Here is a 23,860-nt window from a genome sequence, read left to right on the forward strand (position 1 = left end):
TTAAAACTCCATTCGATAGCCAATTTTGTGCACCGTATGAATATGATCGGACAAACCTAGCTTTGTGCGCAGATTCAAGATATGTGTATCAATTGTCCGGGTGCTGCCATAAAAGTCATAACCCCAGACCTGATTCAGCAAACTTTCACGAGAAAAAGCAATATTCGGATTATGCAACAAAAATTCAAGCAACTCATATTCCTTCGGGGTTAACGTGACGAGCTGATTACTTTTGTACACTTTTCGGCTATGATAATCCACTGTCACATCACCTACGGTCAATGTTTCCAATACAACCTGATGACTTCTTCTCAGAGCGACTTCCACTCGTGCCAACAACTCCAACAAATCAAAAGGTTTTGTAATATAATCCTCAGCACCAAGACGCAAACCTTGTACTTTGTCCATTACACTCGTCTTGGCTGTAACAAAAATGACCGGGATATTCTTTTTCTTAAAGGATTCCAGCAGTGTGAACCCATCAACTCCAGGCAGCATGATGTCAAGGAGCGCCAAGTGATACTCCTTTTCTTCGAGATCGTTCAACGCCGTGTTACCGTCGGATGAAACTTTACAGACATAGCCTGAGGCGCCTAATGTCATTTTGATTAGTTCGGATATGGATGGATCATCTTCAGCGATTAATATTGAATATGCCATGCTGTATAACACCCCCACCATCATTACACATTTTTAGGATTTTATTGTCAACGAAATGTAAAAAGTATACAAAAACAAAAAACCCTCAATAAAATCACTTTAACTTGATCTTATTGAGGGTCACATTCATTATCATTTAGATTTTTTACTTACCGATACGAAACATTATTCAACTGCATCCACATCCATTTACTGTCAATTAGCATCGCAAGCGTCATCTCATCCATTCCGTGCAGTTGACGGTACAAACGCTGCGTTTCGACCAAGTCATTGTAGGTCAAGAACGGATAGTCCGGTCTGCCGAATGTTCCATCGGGAAAATAAGCGTAATGCAAATCGCCATTTCCGAGAATCCACTGCGATCCGAGGTTTACGACACCATAAAGCATCATATCCGCTAAATCTTTGTCAGTCCGGTCGCCGAATTGCAGGTAGCTTTTGTAGAGAAAATTGATTTCCGCCAACTGATGGTTCAAAGAAACATGTGTCTGAATCATCGGATTCGTTGCTGTCGCGTAGTCAGAAACCAGCCAGCCTTGCTGTACACCAGCGATGACAAAACGGTTCATGGCTGCATGATTGTGAAAGTAAGAAGCATATTTTTTCGCTGATTGGCAAAAGTCCTTTTCTTGATACTGATCACAGCCCCGCAGCATCAGATCAGCCGCTCCTGTGTTGAATCTCGTATCGTAAAAGCCCTCTGGTATCCCGTAATCGCCACTTAGCCACAAGGAGCGCGGCTGCGTCTTCCAGTACCCCTCAGGCTCCTGCTGTTTCAAGCTCGCCCTCAGCATCACATAGCCCATATCTCGGGCAGCCTTGCTTCCACCTGTATATAAAAAGGAGCGAAGGACATAGTTTTCAGGAATCCGCCAAAAGGAGGACTCCGAAGTCGGCTCATACGTGGAAGGGCTTTGATAGTAATACCCATCGTACAGCCATTTTGCCTTTTCCGTCACGTCCAAGTTAATCCAGACGCTGTCAATCGATTGTTCTCCCCAAGGAACGAGCGGATCTCTCGAATCGAGCGCCCACATTTCGCTGATAAGCCCTGCTTTCATCGGCAGCTTGATCACGAGCTCGACACCATAAGCCGTCTGTTTGACTTCGACTGGCAACGCCAATGCCGGCTTTTCTTCAATCGTGGCTCTGCCTTTATCCACGTAGGTAATGGGCTTACCTAACCAAATATACCTGCCCTCCGTCTCTACAAAACCTGAGGAGAGCGGAAGGGTCTGGACTTGATCAAGCGTGACAACCTTCCAATACGGTTTCTTCGATTCATCATAGGCACGATAGCGGAACATCATGTTCTGACTGTTGCCCTGAATCGGAATGGTGAAAACGTGGGGCATCATATTGCGCTGACCTGTCATTTTATGGGCCCAATACGTGACACCATCGGAGAATCGAAATTCTTGTTTTTGGTGAATCGCGCCATTCAGGTGGTCAACAGTCTCTGTTTCTGTTGGTTTTTTCCATTCGTTTGCAGAAATATCGCTCGGAAAGAAACTACTTACGGCGATGGCCGTCATCAAAAGGAGCATTCTGCTGATTTTTCTGACCATGTCATCCCCCTATTCTATTAAAGGAGAACCGAAAGTCCTACTTTAAAATGAATATTTCGTAGTGATTATTATTTTTATAATAATCTGATAAATTAACCATAGGTGTCTACTTCTATTTCTCAGGAGGGAATTTATGGACAAGAAAGTACGCTACGTTGTTTCTACAGCACTCGTAATATCTCTGTTCACCAGCCCCTCAATCATCCATGCCAACCAAGCTGAACCACAAACCCACATTCCTTATTACGGAATAGGGCCAACCTATGTACAGCCTGCACAGATTGAGAGCTTGTTTCCCAAGCCAACTATCCAGTTTGGGACACCCGGCTTCCAAGAAGGAAAAGAAGCTTTTACGTCCCAGGAAGAAATGATGGCTTACATAAGCAAATTGGCTGCAGGCAACAAGGAAATCCAGCTGCTATCCATCGGTACATCCCTGGAAGGTCGCGATATCCCCCTGCTGTTATTCAGCAAAGACCACGGCAAGCTCAAACAAAACAAAGAGAAGCCACTCATCTGGCTACAGGCACAAATCCATGGAAATGAACCCGCATCCGGTGAATCTGCTCTTTTGATCGCCAAATGGCTGGCAGAAGGAAAACTTGGCGCCGATCTCTTGGATAAAGTAAACATTGCGATTGTTCCCCGCATCAATCCAGATGGCTCCTACCAGTTCAAACGCTACATCGCGACAGAGCTGGATGCCAACCGCGACTACATGAAGGTAGAATATCCAGAAGTGCAAGCGGTTCACCAAGCCATTAATGCCTATCAACCTGATGTGGTGCTTGACGCCCACGAATACGGCGTCTCTTCCAACCAGCTTCGCGATGTTGGAGAAAAAGGCGCGATCTCTTCCTACGATGTTCTGATCTCCTCTGCGAAAAACTTGAATATCCCCGCAAACCTGCGAAAAATGTCAGACAACCTGCTCTTGGCTGACGTTCAAAAAGCACTCGACAAGGAGCAGCTTTCTCATCACGCTTACTATACGCTGGCAAAAGGCAAGGACGGAAAAGTGACCGCAACAGAAGGCAGCACAGAGACAAGAATCGGACGCAATGCTCTTGGATTGAAAAACACATTGACGTTTTTGGTGGAGACACGCGGCATTGGCATTGGACGCGCCGATTTTGAGCGCCGTGTATTCAGCCAGGCCATGACTCACGCTGCTGTCATTCAATCAACAGCGGTCAACGCCAAAGCAATCAAGTCCGCCGTGATGCAAGCACGCGAAGAAATCACGGAAAAAGGCAAAAAGGCAAACGACAACGACAAACTCGTCATCCTGAGTGAGAATAAGCGCGTACCAGATCAGTCTCTCGAAGTGGTCGATCTAGCCACCGCAAAAAAAGTCTCTACCCCCATCGACTGGGTAAGCTCCACGGATGCCTATCCCATACTCGAACGCGAGCGCCCCACTGCCTACCTCATGCCTCCTGGCTACCATGACGTCGCGACCAAGCTGGAATTGCTCGGTGTTTCGGTAAGCAAGCTATCAAAAGAAACGACCATAGCGGTAGAAAGCTACACCATTTTGGAAAACAAGGTGAATACGATTTACGAGAATGGGCATTTCACCAACCAAGTGACTGCAAATGTAACAGAAACAACGAAAACCTTTCCTGCGGGTAGTTACGTGTTCAGCATGGCCCAGCCAAACGCGAACTTCATTGCGTTAGCCCTGGAACCGGAATCAGTGGACAGCTACGTCACGTTTAACTTCTTGCCCGTTGAAAAGGGCGATGAAGTCCCGGTGTATCGCTATATGCTGGAGCAACCGCTACCCACCACACAAAAGAATTAAAGGAAAAATTCCCCTCTCTAAAGTTAGACTCCTGAGAGGGGAATTTTGTTACATGTATGGACTTACTTTATTTCAAACACTTCTTGGGCAAGCCCTGCCAGCTTTTGCGTATTGCCGCTCACTTCGACCATCGTCGCGGAAATTTCCTCTGTAGCGGCTGCCTGACTCTCCATGGTTTGATTGATCAGTTCAATCGAGTTTTGCAGAAGGGTTATCAAATCCCGGATGGAATCCGTGGTTTGCTTGATTTTGTCTGCATTCGCCCTGGAATCAGTCGCCATATTGCGAACCTCATTCGCAACGACAGCGAACCCACGCCCTGCATCTCCTACTCGCGCAGCCTCAATGCTCGCATTTAGTCCCAAAATGTTACTTTGATCAGCGATTTTTTTCACAGCGAGTGTAATTTGCTCGATCTCGGTCGTACTTTGGCTGACATCATTGGCTTGCTCTGAGATCGCCTTCATTTGCTCGTTCAAATTCCCGATCTGCACGGCCATCTCGTGTGTGGTGGCACTCACCTGCTCGACGACACTCGAGAGATTTGCAGCGATTTCATACAGCTCATTGGCTCGCTCCATACTCGAACCAATGCCGACACCGCCAATGACTTTTCCCGTGTGATCATGCAGGGGAATCGCCCGTGCGACGAGAGGGAAACCAAACAATTCCTTGGGGACCATCATCGCCTGCTTGGTGTTTTTTCGAATCGCGTTGGTGATCACATCTCCTTCCTGGAGTGGATCACCAGGCTTGACTTGCAGTGCAAATGTTTGGGCAGGTACATTGCACAATAGCTTTTCCGTGTCGTAGACCCCAATGGTAATGTCATCGGAGAGCAAATCATTTAAATAGGGGGCAACCTTGATGAAAGCCTCAAGCAGTTCTGCGTTTTTCCCCTTTTCGGAAGCTTCTGTTTCGTTCCATTCTTCGTATCCGTTCATGACCCTCTTCACCTCTATATTTTGCTGGCATTAGTACGGAAATTGACGCTTCTTGTGCTGAACCGAAATCCATTTCAGCGTAGTAAACTCTTCTAAGCTCCATTGACCATTCAATCGTCCCAACCCGGAGTGCTTTTCACCGCCGAACGCCACGATTGGCTCGTCATTGATCGTTCCATCGTTGATGTGAATCATGCCGGTCTCAATGCGCTTGGCCATCTCGGCACCTCTCTCCAGATCGCGGGTGTGAATTGCCCCGGACAATCCAAATGGTGTCTCGTTTGCCATGCGAATCGCTTCTTCCTCGGAAGCAAACGACATGATGCAAACAGCCGGACCAAACAGCTCTTTGGATGCAATCGACATGTCTGTGGTCACTCCTGTCAAAACAATCGGTTCGACCACGTTTCCTTTTACTTCCCCTTTCAGTGCAGGAACGGCTCCTTCGCGTATCGCCTCATCGATCGTTGCCATCAGATTGGCGACTTGCCGTTGATTGATGAGTGGACCGATTACCGTGTCAGGATCATTCGGGTCGCCTACCTTGAGTCCAGATACTTTTTCCACGTACAGATCGAGGAATTTATCGTATACATCTTGGTGAACCAGAACCCGGTTAGCTGACATGCAAATCTGACCTTGGTGGGTAAAACGGCTGAATACTGCTGCATTGACGGCATACTGGAGATCCGCATCCTCCAAAACGATCAGCGCACTATTGCCGCCCAGCTCCAAAATCGCCTTTTTGAAATGCTTCGCTGCCACCTGCGCGATATGGCTCCCAACTTGGCTAGACCCTGTAAACGAAAGGATGCGCGGAATCGGGTGGGAGACAAAACCATCGCCAATTTCAGCGATGTCCGTCACTACGACGTTAATCAAGCCTTTGGGCAGACCTACTTCTTCAAAAATTTTCGCGATGAGAGTCCCACCCGTGATTGGCGTGTGCTCATGCGGTTTGAGGACGACACCGTTGCCCGCGCCAAGAGCTGGAGCCACAGACTTCATCGACAGATAGAACGGGAAATTGAACGGACTGATGACGCCGACAACTCCTGCGGGAATCCGATACAAGCGGTTTTCTTTTCCGTCAACGGGAGAAGGCAGAATTTTTCCTTCCATCCGCACTGGGAAGGTAGCCGCCTCGCGAATAATATCCTTCACAAGCCCGATCTCAAAAAACGCCTTCAATCGGGTTCCGCCCAATTCACGAATGATGATCTGAATGATTTCTTCTTCATGCTCTTCGATATAGTGAACAGCACGCTCCAACATTCGAGATTTGGTATAAGCATTCACTTCGTCCCACTCTTTTTTCGCGTGGGCTGCCGCCTTGTAAGCCGCGTCGATATCCTCCAGATTTGCCATTTTGAATTCTGCGATGACTTCCCCGTTGTAAGGGTTGATATCTTGCAATGTCTTCACGCCAAGCCCGTCGCGCCACTCCCCATTGATGTACTGCTTGTCCAATGTTTGCAGGATTGACATGCTACAACCTCTCCCTTTTGTAAAGTAAAATAGGCCCCTTTCGCATGAAAGGAGCCGTAAAACTAAAACAGCAAAATACACTGCTCGTTGGCAACCCGGCTGCCATCGTAACGTGTACATTAGGCCCGTGGCTTTGCGTCCCCAATTTTCAATGGGTTTGCCCATTCATAGCGAATGCTGATAATATTTTGTCGAAAAAAGGAAAGATATGGAGAATCATACTTAGATTATAGTACTCCATTTCGAATAGTCAAACGGTAACATGTAAATATTTCGTGAAAGAAAGTTAATAACTACCAAAAAGCCCGCATCGCTTGGATACGGACTCCTGGTTCTTCTTCCTTATGCTCACAATAACGATTTGACATTCTTTACGCTCGTCGCGAGCATTTGCTCCGTCGCGTTGGCGTCCCTTATGTGCTTGGTCAAGCCTTCATTCAGCTCGTCCAGCAAACCCTTTGCATCACTTACCTGCTGGGACACATCATCAGCAAATCGCTTTTGATGCGCGATGATTTCCATCACACCCGACACTTCGACGTTCAGTACCTGGAAAGCGTTCACGATCTGATCTGTCTTCTGTGCAGCATCCTTGCTGATAGAAAGTCCATTTTTGATTGCACTGCTGCTTTTTTCACTGTTAGACAATGCTTCTTTTGTTTCTTCCTGAATCTTGCCAATCAATTCTGCAATCGTCTTGGTCGAGTTCGCTGTCATCTCGGCCAGCTTCCGTACCTCATCCGCTACGACGGCGAAGCCTCGGCCTTGTTCACCTGCACGTGCCGCTTCTATCGCTGCATTCAGGGCGAGAAGGTTGGTCTGATTCGCAATGTCGCTGATCACCTTGACGATGCTCGTAATTTCCGAAGAGCTCTCTTCCAAGCGGCTCATGGACTTGGACGTATGGACCGATTCTTTGTCGAGCAGGCTCATGACCTGCACAACGTCCGTCATCGCCTTCTTGCCTTCATCTGCACACGCTACCGATTGTTTACAGATGTCTGTCAGGCGCTCTCCTCGAACCGACAACTGGCTCGCAGATTCATCATCCCGCTCGTTAATGGCCTGGATATTATCTACGACACGCTTCATCCTTGTCACCAGTCGCACCATTTGATCGGATTCGGCGTTCATCGCCTGGTTTGAACTGAGGATCGCACCCATCTGTTCGTAAAGATCGCGAAGCTCATGTTTCCAAGCGTCTTGCTGTCCTGTCATTGTGGTTGTGGCTGTCGTCGCTGCTGTCTCTTTTTCTGCCAGGCCTTTGTCTTTTTTCCAAAACATCCGCTTCCCTCTCCTCTGTACCCATCAATTGTCACCTCGGCGGCTATATACGCGGGACTCGATTATTCCCGGATGTTGTTTCGCCAAGCTCAGCAAGTTTTCCAAGAAATAATAGTGACCCTCCAAGAGCTCCACGTCTTTACGCTCAAAATGCTTCGCCTGCAAATACTGCTGCATTTCCAAAGCATAGCGCTCCAGTTTATCGTGAAAATCGTTGGCACGAAGCATTTGCTCCACTTCTGGATATTCTGTTTTCAGGCGACTTAGCTCGCTGTATACACGCCCACCCTCCAGAATCATCTGGTAGGCCGTGCGCTCAAGCGTAGCTGTTGTAGCTGCCTCCTGCTCCTCACGCTCCTCGCGCAAAGCTGCCAAGTACGTGATAAAATGGTAGACAGTTAAAAACAATGGTCCTAAAAATAGAATGATCCCTGCCTTGTACACATGCTGATTGGACAAATTGCTGATGAGCAGGAACAAGTGAAACAAGATCGCACCCAACCATACATAGATGATGATTTGGTGATTGATCTTCCCTGCCTTTTGGTGGCGTGAAAAGGCAAAGGTAAGTCCGAGCAGATAAAAGGCAAGCAATGTAAAGCTGGCAGAAAACAAAGCCATCTCCATATCGATCAGCCAATCTGCTTCGGCGGGTATTTCGATAAAGAATTCAAAAGCGAGCACCAGCAGTGAGAACAGCAACCCCATGATCCAAAACCGGCTTACTTCCGAGTCATTCCTCCGCCGGGAGCGGTAGCGTTTTGCACGGGATCCTTCCATAATGCTCTCACCTCATTCTCTATGATTCGCCATGATTCTATCTTTTCCTTTCACATGGGGCCAAAATCTGACATCGGAGGCTGTTATGACAAAAAATTTACCGACACCATTTACCGAGCGCATGCAAACCTTGCTCGGGCACGATTTCGAGGCATTCGTTTCCTCCTATGATCAGCCTGTAACACACGGCTTACGGGTCAATCCGTTGAAGGTAGGGCGTGACGTTTTTTTGAAAATCTCGCCTTTTGCTCTGGAAGCAGTCCCTTGGTGCGAAAACGGATTTCGCTACAAAGAGCCAGCTCGTCCCGGCAAGCATCCTTTTCACTCCGCCGGCATGTACTATTTACAGGAGCCAAGCGCGATGTCCGCTGCCGAAGCACTCGGTGCCCAACCTGGTGAGCGCATCCTCGACCTATGTGCAGCGCCAGGAGGGAAATCGACGCAGCTTGCAGCGTTTTTGCGTGGACAAGGAATGCTTGTGGCAAACGAGATCCATCCTGTTCGAGCAAAAGCCTTGTCAGAAAATCTGGAGCGCTGCGGCGTTACCAATGCCGTCGTGACCAACGAAACGCCTGAACGTTTGCAAGAGCGATTCCCCCAGTTTTTTGACCGAATTTTGGTAGATGCTCCATGCTCTGGCGAAGGAATGTTCCGCAAGCTACCCGAAGCAATCGAAGACTGGAGTCCTGCAAAAGTAATGGAATGCCATGTCATGCAAGGTGATATTCTCGAGGCGGCCGCTGCAATGCTGAAGTCAGGCGGGACGTTGGTCTACTCCACCTGCACATTTGCTCCGTTGGAAAATGAGCAGTCCCTGGTTAACTTCCTGGACCGTCACCCGGAATTTGAGATCATCTCGCTGCCACATGCAGATTGCTTTTCTGCTGGCCAACCCGAGTGGGCGTCGCCACAAAACGAGCAGCTCACCCAGACAGCCAGATTGTGGCCGCATCGTCTACAGGGAGAAGGTCATTACCTCGCCAAGCTGCAAAAGAGCGAGAGCGCTGAGGTTCAAGAACCTTCCGGGAAGCGTAAAGAAAAGCGTGCGGCAAAATCAACTCCGACGGGTCGAAAAGAAGCACTGGCAGCCTGGCGTACGTTCGCAGTCGAAGCGCTCCCGGCGCTCTCCAAATCATTCGAAGATGAAGCTGCTTTTCTTTTATTTGGCGAGCAGCTCTACTACTCACCTGCTCCCGAGCTCGACTGGGACAAGCTCAAGGTCATGCGCGTCGGTCTGCACCTGGGAACCGTAAAAAAGAACAGATTTGAACCTGCACACGCCTTGGCGCTCGCCCTCTCTCCTTCGGAGGCAGCCCGTGTCGCTTCGTATGGCGCGGACGATCCTGAACTGTTGCGGTACCTAAAAGGAGAAGCGCTCACACGTGATGGGGAAAGCGGCTGGACGCTGGTTACTGTAGATGGATACTCCATCGGTTGGGGCAAGCAATCAGAGGGGCAACTCAAAAATCATTATCCAAAAGGTCTACGCTGGTTATAAGATTACATCAAAAATAAAAAAGCTCACAAAGCTACACGAAATGCATTCGTGACTGCTTGTGGGCTTTTCTCTTTTTTCTCATGATCGCCCTCTGCGGGGCGGACTGTCTACTACCGTCAACGAGCCATTTCTTATATAACGCAATATTTTTGAAACAGATATCCCTGTTGCATTGGCAATTTGCATCGCATTCGAATTCGGATAAGTTCTCACGTAATTGCGAATCATCTGGTAGTCTTGTATTTCGTTTTCTCCGCAAACCTGGCAACTGTACTCTCCCCGGCCCATCGGACTGCCGCATTTCAAGCACGTATCCGTCGTCATCACTGGTTCTCCTCACACCCTGTACTATGGTACTTTCACAAGAAAGGGTTCTATCTTCCTATCTATTACCCAATTCACATGGGAGGAAAACACTATTTTCTCTCACAATTCCTGTATCCTATTAAAATTCGATGCAGTCATTCCGAACTCCTTTAAAAAGGCCAGTATCGCGGCAGCAAACAGCTTTTTGCGTAAAGGGCAATCGCAAACCCAATTAGAAAGACACCACTAAGCCCATGAAAAACGTTGAGCCAACCCGGGCGAAAAAAACGAGCCAAATACGCGGCCAACAAAGCTACCAACCCAAGGAACAATAAAGTCGATAACAGACAGCCCGTAGCAAACAAGAACAACTCCGTTGGATGAACAAAAGTGCCAGATGCCAATAGCGAACCAAATACTCCCGCCCAAAACAGAACGGTCAGAGGATTTGCGAGCGTCAGAAGCACGCCGTGCCAAAAGCTGCTTCGATCCGACCGAGGATGCTGGACTGGTGTTTGTTCATGCTCTCCTCTTCCTTTTATGGCACGCAAGGTTTGAATCCCAAACCAAGTCAAAATCAGGGCTCCCATAATCAAGACCATCTGTTTGACCCATTGGATTTGTAACAGCAGCGACAGTCCCCCAATTGCCCCTACCATATACACCGTATCCACGAGTGCCACACCCAGTACCATCATAAGTGACTCCCGCAATCGCCGAGTCATTGAGCGATGCAACACCGCCAGACAAACCGGACCAACGGATAGCTGGAGCATCATCCCGAATAATAGACCGTTCCAGATCGCCATCAGATTCATATCTCCTCTTTCATGGAAGACAGGACGATCATCGTATTCGTCTTGCTTACCCCTTCTACTTGCTTTAATGTTTCAGAGATGAATCGTTCCAGATCAGCCGTCCCTTTTACGGCGACCTTCAATACATAGTCGTAAGCTCCCGCAATATGATGGCATTCAAGGACACAGTCTGCCTGCATGACCGTTTCACGGAAGCCAGCGATATGCTCCGTTTTCTCGATTTGTACCATCACAAACGCAATCAGGTGAAGCCCTAGCTGCTCCCGATCCAGCTTCACCGTGAATTGCTTGATGAGTCCTGTATCCTCCAGCTTGCGTATTCGCTCGGAGACCGCAGGCACGGACAAATGAACCTGCTTGCTGATGTCGGAGCTGGTGATTCGGGCATTTTCCCGCAATAAGCGGAGGATTTGTTCATCGATCCGGTCCATAGTGGTACCCCTCCTTTTTATCAAGATTATACCAATTTCTTTAGAATAAAAAGGAGTTCGGCACTATTACCGTATTTTTTAAAGAATTGTCGCACTATCTCTTTCGTTTTTTCTGTAGCACAAATAATCTTGGGGCGTTTTCCTAAAATAATGCTGTCGAGAGAGACGAAAAGGCATCTTACGCTATCTTCTACGCTGATAATTGCTCTTTCTCTTTCTTTAACGAAAACAAACGGATCGCGAGCAACAGTGACAGCAACGCAATAACAAATCCCGACCAGCCTAGATGCTCCACAGAGGCGTTGCTGATCACCAGTCCCCCAACCCATGATCCCAAAGCGAAGCCAAATTGAATAAAGGATGTATTAATGCCAAGAGCGATATCCGGCGAACGGGGCACCTGAGTAACCAGATATAGCTGTTGGGCCGGAGACGTTGCCCATGTGGCGAGCATCCACAGCATGATGATCACGATATGGACAGTTATCACTCCATCCATGACCGAAAGCAAAAGCAGCATGCTTGCCTGAAGGGAGAGTCCAAAATAAATCGAAAATTTCGGTCCCTTGCGATCTGCGATAACCCCTCCAATTTTCGACCCCATAAAACTGCAAATGCCTGCTAAAAACAGAATCGCGGAAATCTCGGATGCCGAAAGCTCTGCCCGGGTTAGCAGGAAAGGCGCAATATAAGTAAACACTGTTGAATAAGCGCCGATGTACAACAACGTGATAACAACCGCGGCCAGAATTTTTTTATTTTTTATAACAGCCAACTGTACCCGCGGTGTTACAGTCTCCTGCGCTTTTATAGGCGGGACTTTTTTATAAATGACAAGCAGCGGAATTAAGCCCAGCAGTCCAATGAAAATGAACAGCAGTCTCCAGCCAATCGCTTCACTTAAATAAGTGCCAACCGGGAGGCCAAGTACAAGCGAGCTGCTCAATCCCATCAAAATGATACCGATTGCTCGCCCACGATTGCCCTCTTCAACTAGCTGTGTAGATACCGCCATCGCAACAACAGTAGCAACTCCTCCACTGAGTCCTTGGATCATACGTGTAACCAGCATCATCTCAAAGGAAGGACTCACATAGACCAGCCAGTTGCTCAACATAAAAATGCCAAGCATCGTGAGTAATAATTTTTTTCGGTCAAGATGGATTGTAGCAGCGATGATTATGGGAGCCCCTATTGCCGCAGAAAGGGCAAAAGCAGTGACAAGCAATCCGGCAGACGATGTCGTGACACCCAGGTCAACTGCCACGATTTGAATAATGCCGCTGATCATATACTCCACCGTCCCAATCAGGAAAACGGCCAAAGCGAGAGTATAGACAACCCATTTATTTCCCATGCTCAATTTGCCCCCTTGCTTCAATTGGAATCTGGATTTCTATGAGCTCAACTCCAGGTTCTTCTGATAAGGGAACATAGATTTCTCTGCCGGGCTGTTCGCTTCGAATACAGTAACCATGCTGTTCAATCCACGTAGCCAGATCCAGGCAAGCTGATTCCTTAAAGGTCGAATCCGAACGAAATAGCAGCGAAGCCATTGTCTCGGCAGGCAAGAAGCTTCGTTCCATTTGCTCGGGCAGTGTGACAGAATCTGTTTTAATGGCGTAGCCCACCCCAAATTCGAAAAGCTGATCCTTTGTTCCGCTTTCCTTCCATAGCACTGTTTTGGGACCAGTCAAGGATGATTTCAGGCTGGCATCAAGCAAACTGTCGAACATTTGAAACAGCCAAGGAATATCTTCAGCAGCACCTCGTGCTGAATAGGAAATCAAGTGCATACTATCTACCTGCTTCAGAACAACCTCTTGCTCCTTCTCGATCCTTCCCTCCCGTTCAACAAGCTGCACCCGTTCTTTAATACGGGCAAGCTTTGACATCTCCATCTCCAGCAGGGATTGGATTTCATTTTCTTTGAGCCTCAGCATGCCCCGAATTTGTTCGGCTGGTATATTCTCATGAAGCAACTGCGCAATCTGCTGCAACGAGAACCCCAATTCTTTGAAGATGACAATTCGATTGATCTGCAGAAGCTGTTCGGCACAGTAATAACGGTACCCGGTCGTATCATCGATTTTTGCTGGTTTTAGAATCCCAATCTGATCATAATAGCGCAACGTTTGTAACGGAATTCGACTCAGTCGGGAAAACTCGCTGATTTTGAACAATTCCACACCTTCTCTCCCATTATTTCGATCCGAGTATAAACCTTCTAGTCGAGTATAAAGTCAAGAACTTCCTTTCATACGCCAAAGGCGTTTCTACAAAAAAACCGCCCAGATCCTTTTCGAATCTGGGCAGCCTCTTCATTTCTTATCTTCCTCTTGATTTCCCGGCAGATTGACTAAACGGTCTTCCACCCTTGGCAGAGCGAGCTGCTCCACCTTTCCCTGCTTTTTTGGCATCGGCAGGCTTAGCAGATTTACCCGCTTTGCGTGCTGCAATTGCTTCTGCCTTCTTGCGATTTTTCTCATACTGGGTCTGCATTTCACCCAGTTCACGCGCCATCTTCTTTTTGTAGCCTGGTTTTACCTTCGTCTTTTTCTTCAAGGCTTCACGTACAGGAGAGAACTCTTTGTCTTTTTCCTTCTGTTGCTCTTTCGCCTGTTGCGCCCGCAGCTCAATGAAATGAGCTTCCCGTTCTTCCGCACGTTCACGGCGACCCGCATCCAGATGGCGACCTACCTGCAAAATTCTTTCCTCGATCGATGCCTTCGTGGCTTTGGCAAAACGCCCCATCAAATTCTTCTGACGAGGAGAGATGAGGGAGATGGCTTTTCCTTTTTGTCCCGCACGACCCGTACGCCCAACGCGGTGAATGTAACTGTCCACGTCATTCGGCAAATCGTAGTTGATGACATGTGTTACGCCTTCTACGTCGAGTCCACGAGCTGCGATATCTGTCGCGATCAAGTATTGGAAACGAATCTCACGGAATTGCTTCATCAGTTGTTCCCGCTTGTTTTGAGACAAATCACCGTACAGTGCTTTCGCAGCGAGGCCATTTTCCTGCAATCGGGCTGTAAGCTGCTGCACACGAACTTGCGTATTGGCAAACACGATAGTCAAGAACGGCTGCTCCTGCTCCAGCACATCGACGAGAGCGTCCGTCTTATCGCTTTGGTTCACCACATAGTAAAATTGTTCAATGCGCTCCACAGTCTTCTGCTTGCCCTCGATCTTGATATGCGGTGGCTGCTTCATGAAGCGGTGCGCCAGTCTTTTCACCAAATCAGGCATCGTAGCAGAGAACAACAGCACTTGACGCTGGGAAGGCGTGTGGACGATCACTTGCTCCACATCTTCCAAGAAGCCCATTTCCATCATTTTATCTGCTTCATCCAGCACTAGTGTAGAGATGCGTCCGAAATGGAGCGATCCACGCTTCATATGATCCAGCACGCGCCCTGGTGTTCCGACTACAACATGAACCGTTTCTTTCAGTTTACTCAGTTGCTTGTCGATATCCGTTCCACCGTGCAGAGACAGCACGTTTACATTCAGGTGCTTACCCAGCTTTTCTACTTCTTTTGCAATCTGAATGGAAAGCTCACGTGTCGGGGTGAGGATGAGCGCTTGAATGTCGCGTTTTCCCTCTTCCAATGCGTTGAGGATCGGCAGCATGAATGCAGCTGTTTTTCCCGTACCTGTCTGAGCTTGTCCGATCAGATCTTTGCCTTCCATAATGAGAGGAATGGCTTCCTCTTGAATGTGTGTCGGTTCTTTATAATACAGGTCTTGAATCCCTTGCATCAGCTCCGGACGAAAACCAAAAGACGCAAACGATTTTGCCATAACTTCCACTTCCTTTCACAAGCGATCCGATTCGTACACCATAACTGCATGGACAGTGAATGCGATAAAATCGGCTCTCATCAATCAAAATTCATCCTAGGCAGGTTGTTGCCCTTGCGAAATCCTATCCTACCTATACTAAAGGAGTCCTTTCGAAAAAACAACTAAACCGTTCAACTCCCGGGTATTTTTCTTCAAGTCTCGCGACGATGAAGCAAGCCTAGCCGAAATTTTTGCTTACATAATGTGACCATGTATCGATTTCGCTGATCTAATTACTGTCAATGTGAAAAACCAACACAGAAAGGAGTGAAAAAGGTGAATCTAAGAGAACAGGTTCTCCTGGCAAAGCAAGGAGATCGCGAAGCTTTTATCGCTGTTGTCAAACAAGTGGAGAGCTCCTTGTACCATACGGCTAAATCCATCCTGAAAAAAGAGGAAGATATTGCGGATGCTCTCCAGGAAACCATTTTAAAAGCATATAAATCGCTGCATTCACTTCGTGAGCCCCAATTTTTCAAGACATGGATGTTCCGAATTTTGATCAATGAATGCAACAAGATAGTAGCAAATCGCTCCCGTAACGTTCTCGTGGATGAATTCCCTACCCAATTGTCACTCTCACCGAAAGACGAACATATTGATCTGCGGGACGCCGTTGAGAGGTTGGATGAACAGCAGCGCCTTGTTATTGTGCTTCACTATTTTGAAGACATGCCTTTAAGACAAGTAGCAGAGGTACTGGAAATTTCGGAGAGTGCCGCGAAAATGCGACTCAGTCGGGCACGGAACAACTTGATGGAGAAATTAACTACATTTCGGGAAGGGAAGATACATTATGGATCAATCTAAATTCGATTTCGAACTAAAAGAGTACAAACGTTCAAAGGAAACGATGATGTCACCATTGGTACGAGCACGACTGGATGAAACATACGCTGCACTCCCAGAAATGTCTCGCGATCGAAAAGTCCAACGATCACGCAAGGCACCTTATGTTGCGGCCGCCGCAGTCATTCTGGGTGCAACTGTATTCACCTCCGGTTTTATCTCGCCGGTCATGGCGCAATCGATTAAACAGATCCCAGTGGTGGGGAGTCTCTTTAGCTTAATCGAGGCGGACCTCGGCTTACGAGCTGCAGGCGAACAAGGTCTTTCTTCCAAGGTGAACAAGAGTATTTCTCATCAGGACATGAAGCTCGAGGTAACGGAGACCGTCTTCGACGGAACACGCGCTGTCTACCTACTCAGTGTAACGGCTCCAAACCTGAAGGACGGCATGTTTGATACGGGAAAAGAGGTTGTCAAACTCAGTGACGCTATCGAGAATGTCACTTTTAGTATCGATGGAAAAGGTCAAGATGCCCCAGATAGTTTGGTATCTGGCGGTGGTTTTTTCTCCTCTGCTGGCGAATCGCACCCAAACATGCTTGTCTTCGAAGAAATTTTGAAGACACCTGACCACAATTCAACAGGCAAGATTCCAGACTCTTTCCAAGCGGAAGTGGTTGTTAAGCTTGCTGGAATTGATCAAACCTTCAAGCTGGACATTCCGTTCCAAAAAGCGACAAGCAACACCATCCAGCTAAAACCGAATGCTGTTCAATCAAACGATGGGATTTCTTTCGAAGTATCCGAGGTCAATGTGACGCCAGTGACGACGCGCTTGTTGTATTCGGTCAAACTGGATGGCGAGACATCAGATAAGTCCATCAGAGCTGCCCTGTTTGACGACCAAGGTCGTCAACTGACATCCCTCCACGGAGAAGGGGAACAACGCAAGGATAGCACTCTCACATTTGACGCCCGCTATGCTTCTGAACAAGGACAGCCGAAGTATTTCATAATCAAGCCTTTTGTCGTAAAAGATCATTTCGCTGAAACAGTCACAGACGATCAGTTTATTAAGGGTCTGGAAATAAAGGTAGACCTCCCCGAGCAGAACAAGTAACCAAACGAAACCCTCCCCAATGCATTCACACCTTGAATGGGGAGGGTTTTGCTTTCCTTACCTTATCTGTCTATCAATTGTTGTACTGTTTCCTTATCGAGCTTCTTGATAACAGCTGTCAGCAGCTGGGCAGCCTGCTCGAAATCGCTTTTGGACATAATCGCATTATGGCTGTGAATATACCGTGTCGCAAAACCGACGACAATCGACGGGCAGCCAATGCCGCTTGTATGGAATTTTGCGGCGTCTGTCCCGCCTCCAGCGAGTGCATCCACCTGGATATTGATGCCGAGCTCCTCTGCTGTGTCGAATACGAGATCGCGCAATCCGGTATGCGGAATCATCGTAGCATCAAATAACATGACGAGCGGACCGTCCCCCACATTGCAGGTCATCGGATACGATTCATTCCCAGGAGTGTCATATGCGAGTCCAACATCAACAGCAAAAGCAATATCCGGTTCAACCAGCCTCGCTACTGTGCCAGCACCGCGAGTTCCGACTTCCTCCTGCACAGTTGCACCGGCGTATACCACATTCGGATGCTCTTCCTTCTGTAAACGTTTCAGTACTTCGATTGCCAGCGCACACCCCGCACGATTATCGAGTGCCTTTGCTACCCACAGCTCACCGTCGCGCATGGTCGTAAAATCACTGTCAGGAACAATCCAATCACCTGGGCGAACACCCATTTCCTTCGCATCTGCTTCATCTTTTGCCCCGATATCAATGTACAGCTCCTTGAGCTTCATGACCTTTTCCCGTTCTTCTTTTTCCAGCGCGTGTGGTGCCTTAGAACCAATGAGTCCCAGATACTCACCTTTGCGTGTCTTGACCTTCACACGATGTGAGAGCATATTGTGCGTCCACCATCCGCCAAGCTGGATGAAACGCAAGTACCCTTTTGGCGTGATATGCGTCACCATGAACCCTACTTCATCCAAATGTCCCGCGAGCAAAATTTTCGGGCCGTTTTCTGCACCCGTCTTCTTTCCGAGTACCCCACCCAGCCGATCCTTTACCAACTCGTCGCTGAGAGGCTGCAAGTACTCCTCCATCTTCACCCTGACTTCGCGCTCGTGCCCAGGTACTCCGTCCGTTTCCGTCAAATCCTTGATCAATTTCGTAAGATCGTCCATCATTTATCTCCTTTTCGATACTGACATATTCCCATATGAGTTCGAGAAACCGCCTACAGAATCCTTTCATTTCCAAATTGCCTACACCCTACTTATGATTGTTCCCCCAACCCCTGTCCCGAATGCGCCCGAGTACTTCTTATGCTGTCACATTTGAGTGGGTTGCCTTCGCAGCATTTCCCAAAGTCTTTTGTCTCGCCTGATTCAGCAAAAATAAAAAAACGGCTGGCGCTTTGTACCAGCCGTTTGCTATTTCTACTTCGCTAATTCATAGATCGCTTGCGCGTAAATCGCGGTCGCTTTGATCAGGTCATCCACGAAAATATATTCATCTCGCTGGTGTGCACTGTCAGGACGCCCTGGGAAAAGCGGTCCGAATGCTACCCCAACATCCAATGAACGGCCGTAGGTAGCGCCGCCAATGGCAATGATGCCAGCTTCCTCGCCTGTTTGTTCTGTATACACGCGTTGCAGTGTCGTCACCAAAGGGTGATTTGGATCGACGCGGTGCGGTGTCAGGTGCTCAGCCACTTCGAGCGAAAATGCCCCTTCGCTGAATCGTTCAGCCAGAACAGCCGACCATTTTTCGAAGGAAACAGAATGTGGGTAACGGATATTCAGACGGAAAAGCGCATCCTGCTTTTCATCATACTCGATCACACCTGTGTTCAGTGTGAGCGCACCCATTTCTTCATCATCATGCGCGATGCCAAGCTCTTCCCCGTAGTGTTGCTTGTGCAAATAACGATCAGCCAAACTTACAAATGCAGCTCCGCGTTCATCCAGGGACAAGGTGCACAAAAAGTGAATGAGCTCGGTACCCGCGTTGACGCCTTTGCTCGGATCCATTCCGTGAACCGAGACGCCCTCCATGTGCAGCACTACGAGACCGTCCTGCTCCTCCGCCTTGCCTTTCAAGCCAGTTGTATCCAAGTGCTGGCGATAACTTTGTGCAATCGCCTCACTATTCAAACCGATTGGCGCAAGTGTTGCTACAGCCTTGTCTGGAACCATGTTCATCCGCAAGCCAGCCTGTAAGGAAACGAGCTTTGCCTCCACGTTTTCCGCTACAGGCATTCCGAGGCTTTGGAAGGAGTCAAGCGTCTGACGCAACGACAGATCAGTCAAGCCTTTTTCCGCATAGATCAGCGGGAAGTCTGCATCCGGCGTAAAGCCCATCGTCGGCATTTCTTCCGTTTCAAAATACGTGTTCACACATTGCCAGCTCGATTCTTCATCCGTACCGAAAATAAAGCGCACGCGCTTCGAGAGCGGCAATCCCAGCTCCATCACGATCTTCGCGGCGAAAATGGCAGCCATCGTCGGGCCCTTGTCATCAATCGCTCCACGAGCCACGATGCGTCCATCCACGATCTCGGCTGCATACGGTGGCGTACTCCAGCCATCGCCTTCCGGTACGACATCGACATGGCTCAGAATGCCGATCAATTCCTCGCCTTGCCCGAATTCAGCATGCCCTGCATAGCCGCGGACGTCTTTGGTTGTCATGCCTGCCTTTTCACACACGTCTAGCGCAAAGTCAAGCGCTTGCCGAATCCCTTCTCCAAAAGGGGCCCCTTCCCGTGCGGACTCAGGGTCCAATACGCTCTTTATTTGCAAAAATTGTTGCGTTGTCGCAATCAGTTCTTCCTTGCGTTTATTTGTTTCTTCCAGCCAATTAACGCTTGTCATCCTCTTCTACAGTCCCCTCACTTATACTTCCTTCGTCCATTGCCGCATCGACGTCGAGATCCAGCTCCACCAGCGATAACAATGACTCCATCGGCACTTCTTTTTTCGTAAACTCTGCTTGGGCGTCTTTAATTTCGTCCCGGATATTGTTCATTTCGCTATCCAGCTTGTAGGACGCCTTGGCAGCCTCAAACAATCTTTGCCGTATATCAGATGGGATAATTCCCTCGTATTTATAATTCAGCGAGTGCTCAATCGTCGCCCAAAAATTCATTCCCAACGTGCGAATCTGAATTTCTACCGGAATGGTCACTTGTCCACCCGCCATCATGATCGGATACTCCACAGCAAGGTGATAGCCGCGGTAGCCGCTTTCTTTTGGGGTAGAAACATAATCCTTCTCCAAATAGACACGCATGTCTCCGCGATTGCGGATCATCTCTACGACTGCCGGTATATCATCAATAAACTGACAAATGACGCGGATGCCTGCGATATCGCGAATTTCCCAGCAGATATTCTCATCAATCGGAAACTGCAAGCGGTTTGCCTTGTTGTAAATACTCGGGATCGATTTGACCCTGCCTACCGCAAACTCAATCGGTGAATGCTCCTTGCGTTTGCGCAGCTCGTTACGGATATTTTTAATTTTGACTTTGATTTCTTCTACAGCTTGTTCGAACGGTAGCAGATATAGTTCCCAATCTAGTTTGTGCACGCTTACGTCCCTCCGGCTTGAAACTCTCCATCGTCCTTATCATTCAACATTTTGTGTGAGATATCCTTCCAAAATACAAAAAGAGACGGGAGAAAAGGCAGTTGTCACCGGCCTTTGCTCCGTCCCTCTTTTCTTAATTTTCGCGCGAAACAAAGGTTGCAAGGGAGCTTCTCAGCTCTTCTGCCAGAATAGCCAGCTGATTCGCAGCATCTGCGATGAGCTCCATCGCTGCACTCTGCTCCTCCACCGCAGCCGAGATGCTTTGGACACCTGCAGCCGCTTGCATCGAAGCAGACGATACTTCCCCAGCGACTACAGCTACCTGTTGGGTATCTGGCGCCATACGCTTGAAGGCTTCGCTGACGCTGTTAATTTCTTGCGACACCCCGTGGATGTTTTCCTCGATGTGCTGGAACATCTCTTGCGATTGGTGTGCTGTCTTCATGCCACGGGCGGTCGTTTGGGCACCCTCTACCATTCTGGATACTGCTTCTCTCGTATCCTTTTGTACGTCTCCAATCATGCCTACGATCTGCTGGGCAGCACTGTTGGTATCTTCCGCGAGCTTGCGCACTTCCCCTGCAACGACGGCAAATCCCTTGCCATGCTCTCCTGCTCTGGCCGCTTCGATTGCAGCATTCAAGGCTAGCAGATTGGTCTGGCGGGCAATTTCTGTAATGACAGAGATAATTCTCGAAATGTCCTTCGAGCGACCTTCCAATACATGAATGACATCCGTTGCAGCTTCTACCGAACGATTGATTTCGTCCATGCTTTCCATCACATCTGCGATCGCGCGTCTGCCTGCGTGTGCATGCTGCTTCATTTCTTCCGCAGATAAGGTCACTCGTTCTACATTTTCCGTTACCACCGCCACATCCTTCGTCAAATCCACAGCAAGATTCAAGGTTTGTCCCATTTTCTCTACCTGACTCTCAGCTGCTGCAGCCACTTGATCGACGACGAGGACAATTTGCTGGCTGGAAGCGGCAATCTCACTGGTGTTTCCCTGAATATTTCGCACGGCACCGGAAACGGAAGCAGCTGCCTGCTGAATTTGAAACAAGATTTTGCGCAGTTGCTTTTGCATCGTAACGAGAGACCCTGCCAGCTCCCCTAATTCATCTTTTCGTTTTAATAGCTTGTCAGGAATCTCACGCGAAAAATCACCATGCCCAATCCGCTCTGCGACAGCAAGCATGCCGCGAAACGAGCGGCGAAGCCAGTTTGCTGTAAGTAATGAGATGATGACAATGAGCACGAGTACGGCACCATTAAAGGCAATCATGGCATCCCGAATGCGGGTTGGGCCTTCCAGTATTTCGGTCATATTTCTCTCTGCCAAAATCGCCCACGTCTTCTTCCCCACTTTAACCTGATCGTAGGATACGAGCACTTGCTGCCCTAAGTAATCCACGCTTTCGGCCGTTCCTTCGGATTGTTGGGTGAGCAAGACTTGATCGACAATGGGCGTATCTACTTTTTGCTGTAACAACGTATTTGGTCCACTGCCCAGTTGCGAGCGCATGAGCTTGTCCGGGCCGCCAACCAAGTAAATCTTCCCGGTTTCCCCCAGACCTTCTCGTTGGTTGAATATTCTTGAAATATAATCCATGGAGACTTCGACTGCTATTTGCCCGATGATGTAGCCTCGTTCGTAGATCGGCGCTGCAATGTATACCCCTGGCGCCCCTCCAGATGGTTCGTAAATGCCTAGATCCGACATTTCTGCGCTTTGGGTTTTCTGGACTTGCTGCACAGTCTGGCCAAGTACAGAGTCAGCGTGTGGGCCCGTCAGGAGATTGGTACCAAAATCGGCCTGCGGCTTTGTCTCGTACACGATATCCCCTTGTGCATTCAACAGAAAAGCATTTACGAAGCCGTAGCGGGCAACCTCCATCTTCAATTCGTTCGTATATCGCGCTTGCACTTCTTCATAAGTAGGCGATTCCAGGCCTTGCCGCCACACGTCCTCAAACGAAGAAAGGGCGGACATTACTGTTCCCGATGCAGCCAACGTATCCACGTTCCTGGCTCGCTCGCGAAAGTAATTTTCCACCTGTTCCTTGTTGCTTTGACGTAGTGCTTCCAGTGTAGCGGCACTTCCATTCAACAATTCCTGCTTGGATTCCTGATAAGCAAACACTCCCGCTGCCGTCAGCGGTACACTTCCTGCCAATAGTAGTACGAGCAGTATACGAGCGCCCAACTTCATGGAAAAGCCCCCCATTTTTGCCAATCTATTTTTCTGGTATACTAATAGAATATTGTTTATATTTCTACTATTCATATGAATATAGTACCAGAAAAGGAAAAAGGAAGGCTAGACCAAATGTATCAGGACGTTTCGAAAATCATAGCAATTTCGTCGCACATCGGCAGCTTGGAGCAGTTAATACAATCCTTCCAGGCTTTTTGCGGCAGTGTTTCCTTGGCGACCACCCAAAATCCGCACTTTTCAAAAAACACTTGTTGATAGGTCAGCGCCAGTACACGCTTAATTCCCAAAAGGCGGCATTGCTCAACCAAATGAAGAACCAGATGCTTCCCAACGCCCATCCCCTTTGCTTTTTCCGAGATAGCCAAGGAGCGGATCTCCGCCAGGTCCTCCCACAAAATATGCAAGCCTGCGACACCTACGACCGAATCTCCATCATGAGCGACAATAAAGGATTGCAAGTTTTCCAAGAAAGACAGCTTCGTACGTGGCAGCATCAAGCCCTGCTGTGCATATTCATTAACAATCTCCAACATGGCATCCACGTCTTTCATCGTAGCCTGACGTACTGCCAGCGCCTTTGCAACACCCATTTTACTCTCCTCCACCCCATGCATAACGAGCCTGGTATGATTTAATATTTATTCATTATAGTATATAAATATACATTCGCACTGCGCAGAAGTCTATCCTTTTTTCACCTAAATTATGCTCAATTGCATGAACTATTCTTTTGTTAGGTAACGGT

The 23,860-nt window shown here is 48.4% G+C and carries 21 protein-coding genes and 1 riboswitch; of the genes, 4 read left to right on the plus strand and 17 right to left on the minus strand.

Features of this window, described 5'->3' with window-relative positions; genetic code table 11:
- Both FO446_RS21265 and FO446_RS21270 read right to left on the minus strand, forming a co-directional pair.
- The gene (locus tag FO446_RS21265; RefSeq protein WP_173610849.1) at positions 1–660 is read right to left on the minus strand and encodes a response regulator transcription factor; all 660 of its coding nucleotides are present in this window, start codon (positions 658–660) and stop codon (positions 1–3) included.
- 149 nt (positions 661–809) lie between these two features.
- Entirely contained in the window at positions 810–2,228 is a 1,419-nt protein-coding gene (locus tag FO446_RS21270; protein WP_173610848.1) for a hypothetical protein, read from the minus strand.
- Positions 2,229–2,361: 133 nt separating this feature from the next.
- Between FO446_RS21270 and FO446_RS21275 the strand changes: the two genes are divergently transcribed.
- Positions 2,362–4,035 carry a M14 family metallopeptidase gene (locus tag FO446_RS21275; protein WP_232774482.1) on the plus strand — a complete coding sequence of 558 codons (1,674 nt, stop codon included), beginning with the start codon at positions 2,362–2,364 and terminating at the stop codon, positions 4,033–4,035.
- A gap of 62 nt (positions 4,036–4,097) precedes the next feature.
- Here the strand turns inward: FO446_RS21275 and FO446_RS21280 are convergent, their stop codons facing one another.
- The 4 genes from FO446_RS21280 to FO446_RS21295 form a co-directional block, all read right to left on the minus strand.
- Positions 4,098–4,979 (minus strand): methyl-accepting chemotaxis protein, encoded by an 882-nt coding sequence (locus FO446_RS21280; RefSeq protein ID WP_173610846.1) that lies wholly within the window; start codon positions 4,977–4,979, stop codon positions 4,098–4,100.
- A 30-nt stretch (positions 4,980–5,009) separates the two neighbouring features.
- Positions 5,010–6,467, minus strand: coding sequence for a benzaldehyde dehydrogenase (locus FO446_RS21285; protein WP_237898985.1), 1,458 nt, complete (start codon positions 6,465–6,467; stop codon positions 5,010–5,012).
- An 86-nt stretch (positions 6,468–6,553) separates the two neighbouring features.
- A riboswitch (cyclic di-GMP riboswitch) is annotated at positions 6,554–6,639 on the minus strand.
- A gap of 176 nt (positions 6,640–6,815) precedes the next feature.
- The gene (locus FO446_RS21290; RefSeq protein ID WP_221868070.1) at positions 6,816–7,751 is read right to left on the minus strand and encodes a methyl-accepting chemotaxis protein; all 936 of its coding nucleotides are present in this window, start codon (positions 7,749–7,751) and stop codon (positions 6,816–6,818) included.
- 24 nt (positions 7,752–7,775) lie between these two features.
- On the minus strand, positions 7,776–8,531 hold the full coding sequence (locus FO446_RS21295) for a hypothetical protein (RefSeq protein ID WP_237898986.1): 756 nt from the start codon (positions 8,529–8,531) through the stop codon (positions 7,776–7,778).
- 85 nt (positions 8,532–8,616) lie between these two features.
- On the opposite strand from FO446_RS21295, the gene FO446_RS21300 reads away from it, so the two are divergent.
- Positions 8,617–10,029 carry an RsmF rRNA methyltransferase first C-terminal domain-containing protein gene (locus FO446_RS21300; protein ID WP_237898988.1) on the plus strand — a complete coding sequence of 471 codons (1,413 nt, stop codon included), beginning with the start codon at positions 8,617–8,619 and terminating at the stop codon, positions 10,027–10,029.
- A gap of 78 nt (positions 10,030–10,107) precedes the next feature.
- Here the strand turns inward: FO446_RS21300 and FO446_RS21305 are convergent, their stop codons facing one another.
- From FO446_RS21305 to FO446_RS21330, 6 genes are all read right to left on the minus strand, one after another.
- Entirely contained in the window at positions 10,108–10,353 is a 246-nt protein-coding gene (locus FO446_RS21305) for a hypothetical protein (RefSeq protein ID WP_173610842.1), read from the minus strand.
- A 152-nt stretch (positions 10,354–10,505) separates the two neighbouring features.
- Positions 10,506–11,144, minus strand: coding sequence for a LysE family translocator (locus FO446_RS21310; protein ID WP_237898989.1), 639 nt, complete (start codon positions 11,142–11,144; stop codon positions 10,506–10,508).
- 5 nt (positions 11,145–11,149) lie between these two features.
- Positions 11,150–11,584 carry an Lrp/AsnC family transcriptional regulator gene (locus tag FO446_RS21315; protein WP_232774488.1) on the minus strand — a complete coding sequence of 145 codons (435 nt, stop codon included), beginning with the start codon at positions 11,582–11,584 and terminating at the stop codon, positions 11,150–11,152.
- A gap of 190 nt (positions 11,585–11,774) precedes the next feature.
- Positions 11,775–12,941: an MFS transporter gene (locus FO446_RS21320; protein WP_237898990.1), complete on the minus strand. Its 1,167-nt coding sequence runs from the start codon at positions 12,939–12,941 to the stop codon at positions 11,775–11,777.
- Complete coding sequence (locus FO446_RS21325) at positions 12,931–13,767, minus strand: MerR family transcriptional regulator (protein WP_237901081.1); 837 nt, start codon at positions 13,765–13,767, stop codon at positions 12,931–12,933. Before FO446_RS21325 ends, FO446_RS21320 begins: the two co-directional genes overlap by 11 nt.
- Positions 13,768–13,912: 145 nt before the next feature.
- Positions 13,913–15,394 carry a DEAD/DEAH box helicase gene (locus FO446_RS21330; protein ID WP_173610838.1) on the minus strand — a complete coding sequence of 494 codons (1,482 nt, stop codon included), beginning with the start codon at positions 15,392–15,394 and terminating at the stop codon, positions 13,913–13,915.
- A 318-nt stretch (positions 15,395–15,712) separates the two neighbouring features.
- On the opposite strand from FO446_RS21330, the gene FO446_RS21335 reads away from it, so the two are divergent.
- Together FO446_RS21335 and FO446_RS21340 are read left to right on the plus strand one after the other, a co-directional pair.
- Entirely contained in the window at positions 15,713–16,246 is a 534-nt protein-coding gene (locus FO446_RS21335; protein ID WP_173610837.1) for an RNA polymerase sigma factor, read from the plus strand.
- Complete coding sequence (locus tag FO446_RS21340; RefSeq protein WP_173610836.1) at positions 16,233–17,345, plus strand: DUF4179 domain-containing protein; 1,113 nt, start codon at positions 16,233–16,235, stop codon at positions 17,343–17,345. Before FO446_RS21335 ends, FO446_RS21340 begins: the two co-directional genes overlap by 14 nt.
- Before the next feature lie 62 nt (positions 17,346–17,407).
- Here FO446_RS21340 and FO446_RS21345 read toward each other — a convergent pair whose 3' ends face one another.
- From FO446_RS21345 to FO446_RS21365, 5 genes are all read right to left on the minus strand, one after another.
- Positions 17,408–18,484, minus strand: coding sequence for a M42 family metallopeptidase (locus FO446_RS21345; RefSeq protein WP_173610998.1), 1,077 nt, complete (start codon positions 18,482–18,484; stop codon positions 17,408–17,410).
- A 255-nt stretch (positions 18,485–18,739) separates the two neighbouring features.
- Positions 18,740–20,176: a dipeptidase PepV gene (gene pepV, locus FO446_RS21350; protein WP_173610835.1), complete on the minus strand. Its 1,437-nt coding sequence runs from the start codon at positions 20,174–20,176 to the stop codon at positions 18,740–18,742.
- A complete protein-coding gene (locus FO446_RS21355; RefSeq protein ID WP_173610834.1) occupies positions 20,163–20,894 on the minus strand; it encodes a GTP pyrophosphokinase in 732 nt (243 codons plus the stop codon). Before FO446_RS21355 ends, pepV begins: the two co-directional genes overlap by 14 nt.
- Positions 20,895–21,027: 133 nt before the next feature.
- Positions 21,028–23,109, minus strand: coding sequence for a methyl-accepting chemotaxis protein (locus FO446_RS21360; protein WP_237898991.1), 2,082 nt, complete (start codon positions 23,107–23,109; stop codon positions 21,028–21,030).
- Positions 23,110–23,231: 122 nt separating this feature from the next.
- Complete coding sequence (locus FO446_RS21365; protein WP_173610832.1) at positions 23,232–23,705, minus strand: N-acetyltransferase; 474 nt, start codon at positions 23,703–23,705, stop codon at positions 23,232–23,234.
- Positions 23,706–23,860: the final 155 nt, after the last annotated feature.

It is taken from the genome of Brevibacillus brevis (assembly GCF_022026395.1).
Taxonomy (GTDB): domain Bacteria; phylum Bacillota; class Bacilli; order Brevibacillales; family Brevibacillaceae; genus Brevibacillus.

Bases quoted from the DNA above. Each gene is read 5' to 3' on its own strand.
- FO446_RS21270 (WP_173610848.1), bottom strand. From the start codon at position 2,228: ATGGTCAGAAAAATCAGCAGAATGCTCCTTTTGATGACGGCCATCGCC.
- FO446_RS21365 (WP_173610832.1), bottom strand. From the start codon at position 23,705: ATGGGTGTTGCAAAGGCGCTGGCAGTACGTCAGGCTACGATGAAAGAC.
- FO446_RS21330 (WP_173610838.1), bottom strand. From the start codon at position 15,394: ATGGCAAAATCGTTTGCGTCTTTTGGTTTTCGTCCGGAGCTGATGCAA.
- FO446_RS21360 (WP_237898991.1), bottom strand. From the start codon at position 23,109: ATGAAGTTGGGCGCTCGTATACTGCTCGTACTACTATTGGCAGGAAGT.
- FO446_RS21265 (WP_173610849.1), bottom strand. From the start codon at position 660: ATGGCATATTCAATATTAATCGCTGAAGATGATCCATCCATATCCGAA.
- FO446_RS21280 (WP_173610846.1), bottom strand. From the start codon at position 4,979: ATGAACGGATACGAAGAATGGAACGAAACAGAAGCTTCCGAAAAGGGG.
- FO446_RS21340 (WP_173610836.1), top strand. From the start codon at position 16,233: ATGGATCAATCTAAATTCGATTTCGAACTAAAAGAGTACAAACGTTCA.
- FO446_RS21305 (WP_173610842.1), bottom strand. From the start codon at position 10,353: ATGACGACGGATACGTGCTTGAAATGCGGCAGTCCGATGGGCCGGGGA.
- FO446_RS21295 (WP_237898986.1), bottom strand. From the start codon at position 8,531: ATGGAAGGATCCCGTGCAAAACGCTACCGCTCCCGGCGGAGGAATGAC.
- FO446_RS21345 (WP_173610998.1), bottom strand. From the start codon at position 18,484: ATGGACGATCTTACGAAATTGATCAAGGATTTGACGGAAACGGACGGA.
- FO446_RS21320 (WP_237898990.1), bottom strand. From the start codon at position 12,941: ATGGGAAATAAATGGGTTGTCTATACTCTCGCTTTGGCCGTTTTCCTG.
- FO446_RS21275 (WP_232774482.1), top strand. From the start codon at position 2,362: ATGGACAAGAAAGTACGCTACGTTGTTTCTACAGCACTCGTAATATCT.
- FO446_RS21315 (WP_232774488.1), bottom strand. From the start codon at position 11,584: ATGGACCGGATCGATGAACAAATCCTCCGCTTATTGCGGGAAAATGCC.
- FO446_RS21285 (WP_237898985.1), bottom strand. From the start codon at position 6,467: ATGTCAATCCTGCAAACATTGGACAAGCAGTACATCAATGGGGAGTGG.
- pepV (WP_173610835.1), bottom strand. From the start codon at position 20,176: ATGACAAGCGTTAATTGGCTGGAAGAAACAAATAAACGCAAGGAAGAA.
- FO446_RS21300 (WP_237898988.1), top strand. From the start codon at position 8,617: ATGACAAAAAATTTACCGACACCATTTACCGAGCGCATGCAAACCTTG.
- FO446_RS21290 (WP_221868070.1), bottom strand. From the start codon at position 7,751: ATGTTTTGGAAAAAAGACAAAGGCCTGGCAGAAAAAGAGACAGCAGCG.
- FO446_RS21310 (WP_237898989.1), bottom strand. From the start codon at position 11,144: ATGGCGATCTGGAACGGTCTATTATTCGGGATGATGCTCCAGCTATCC.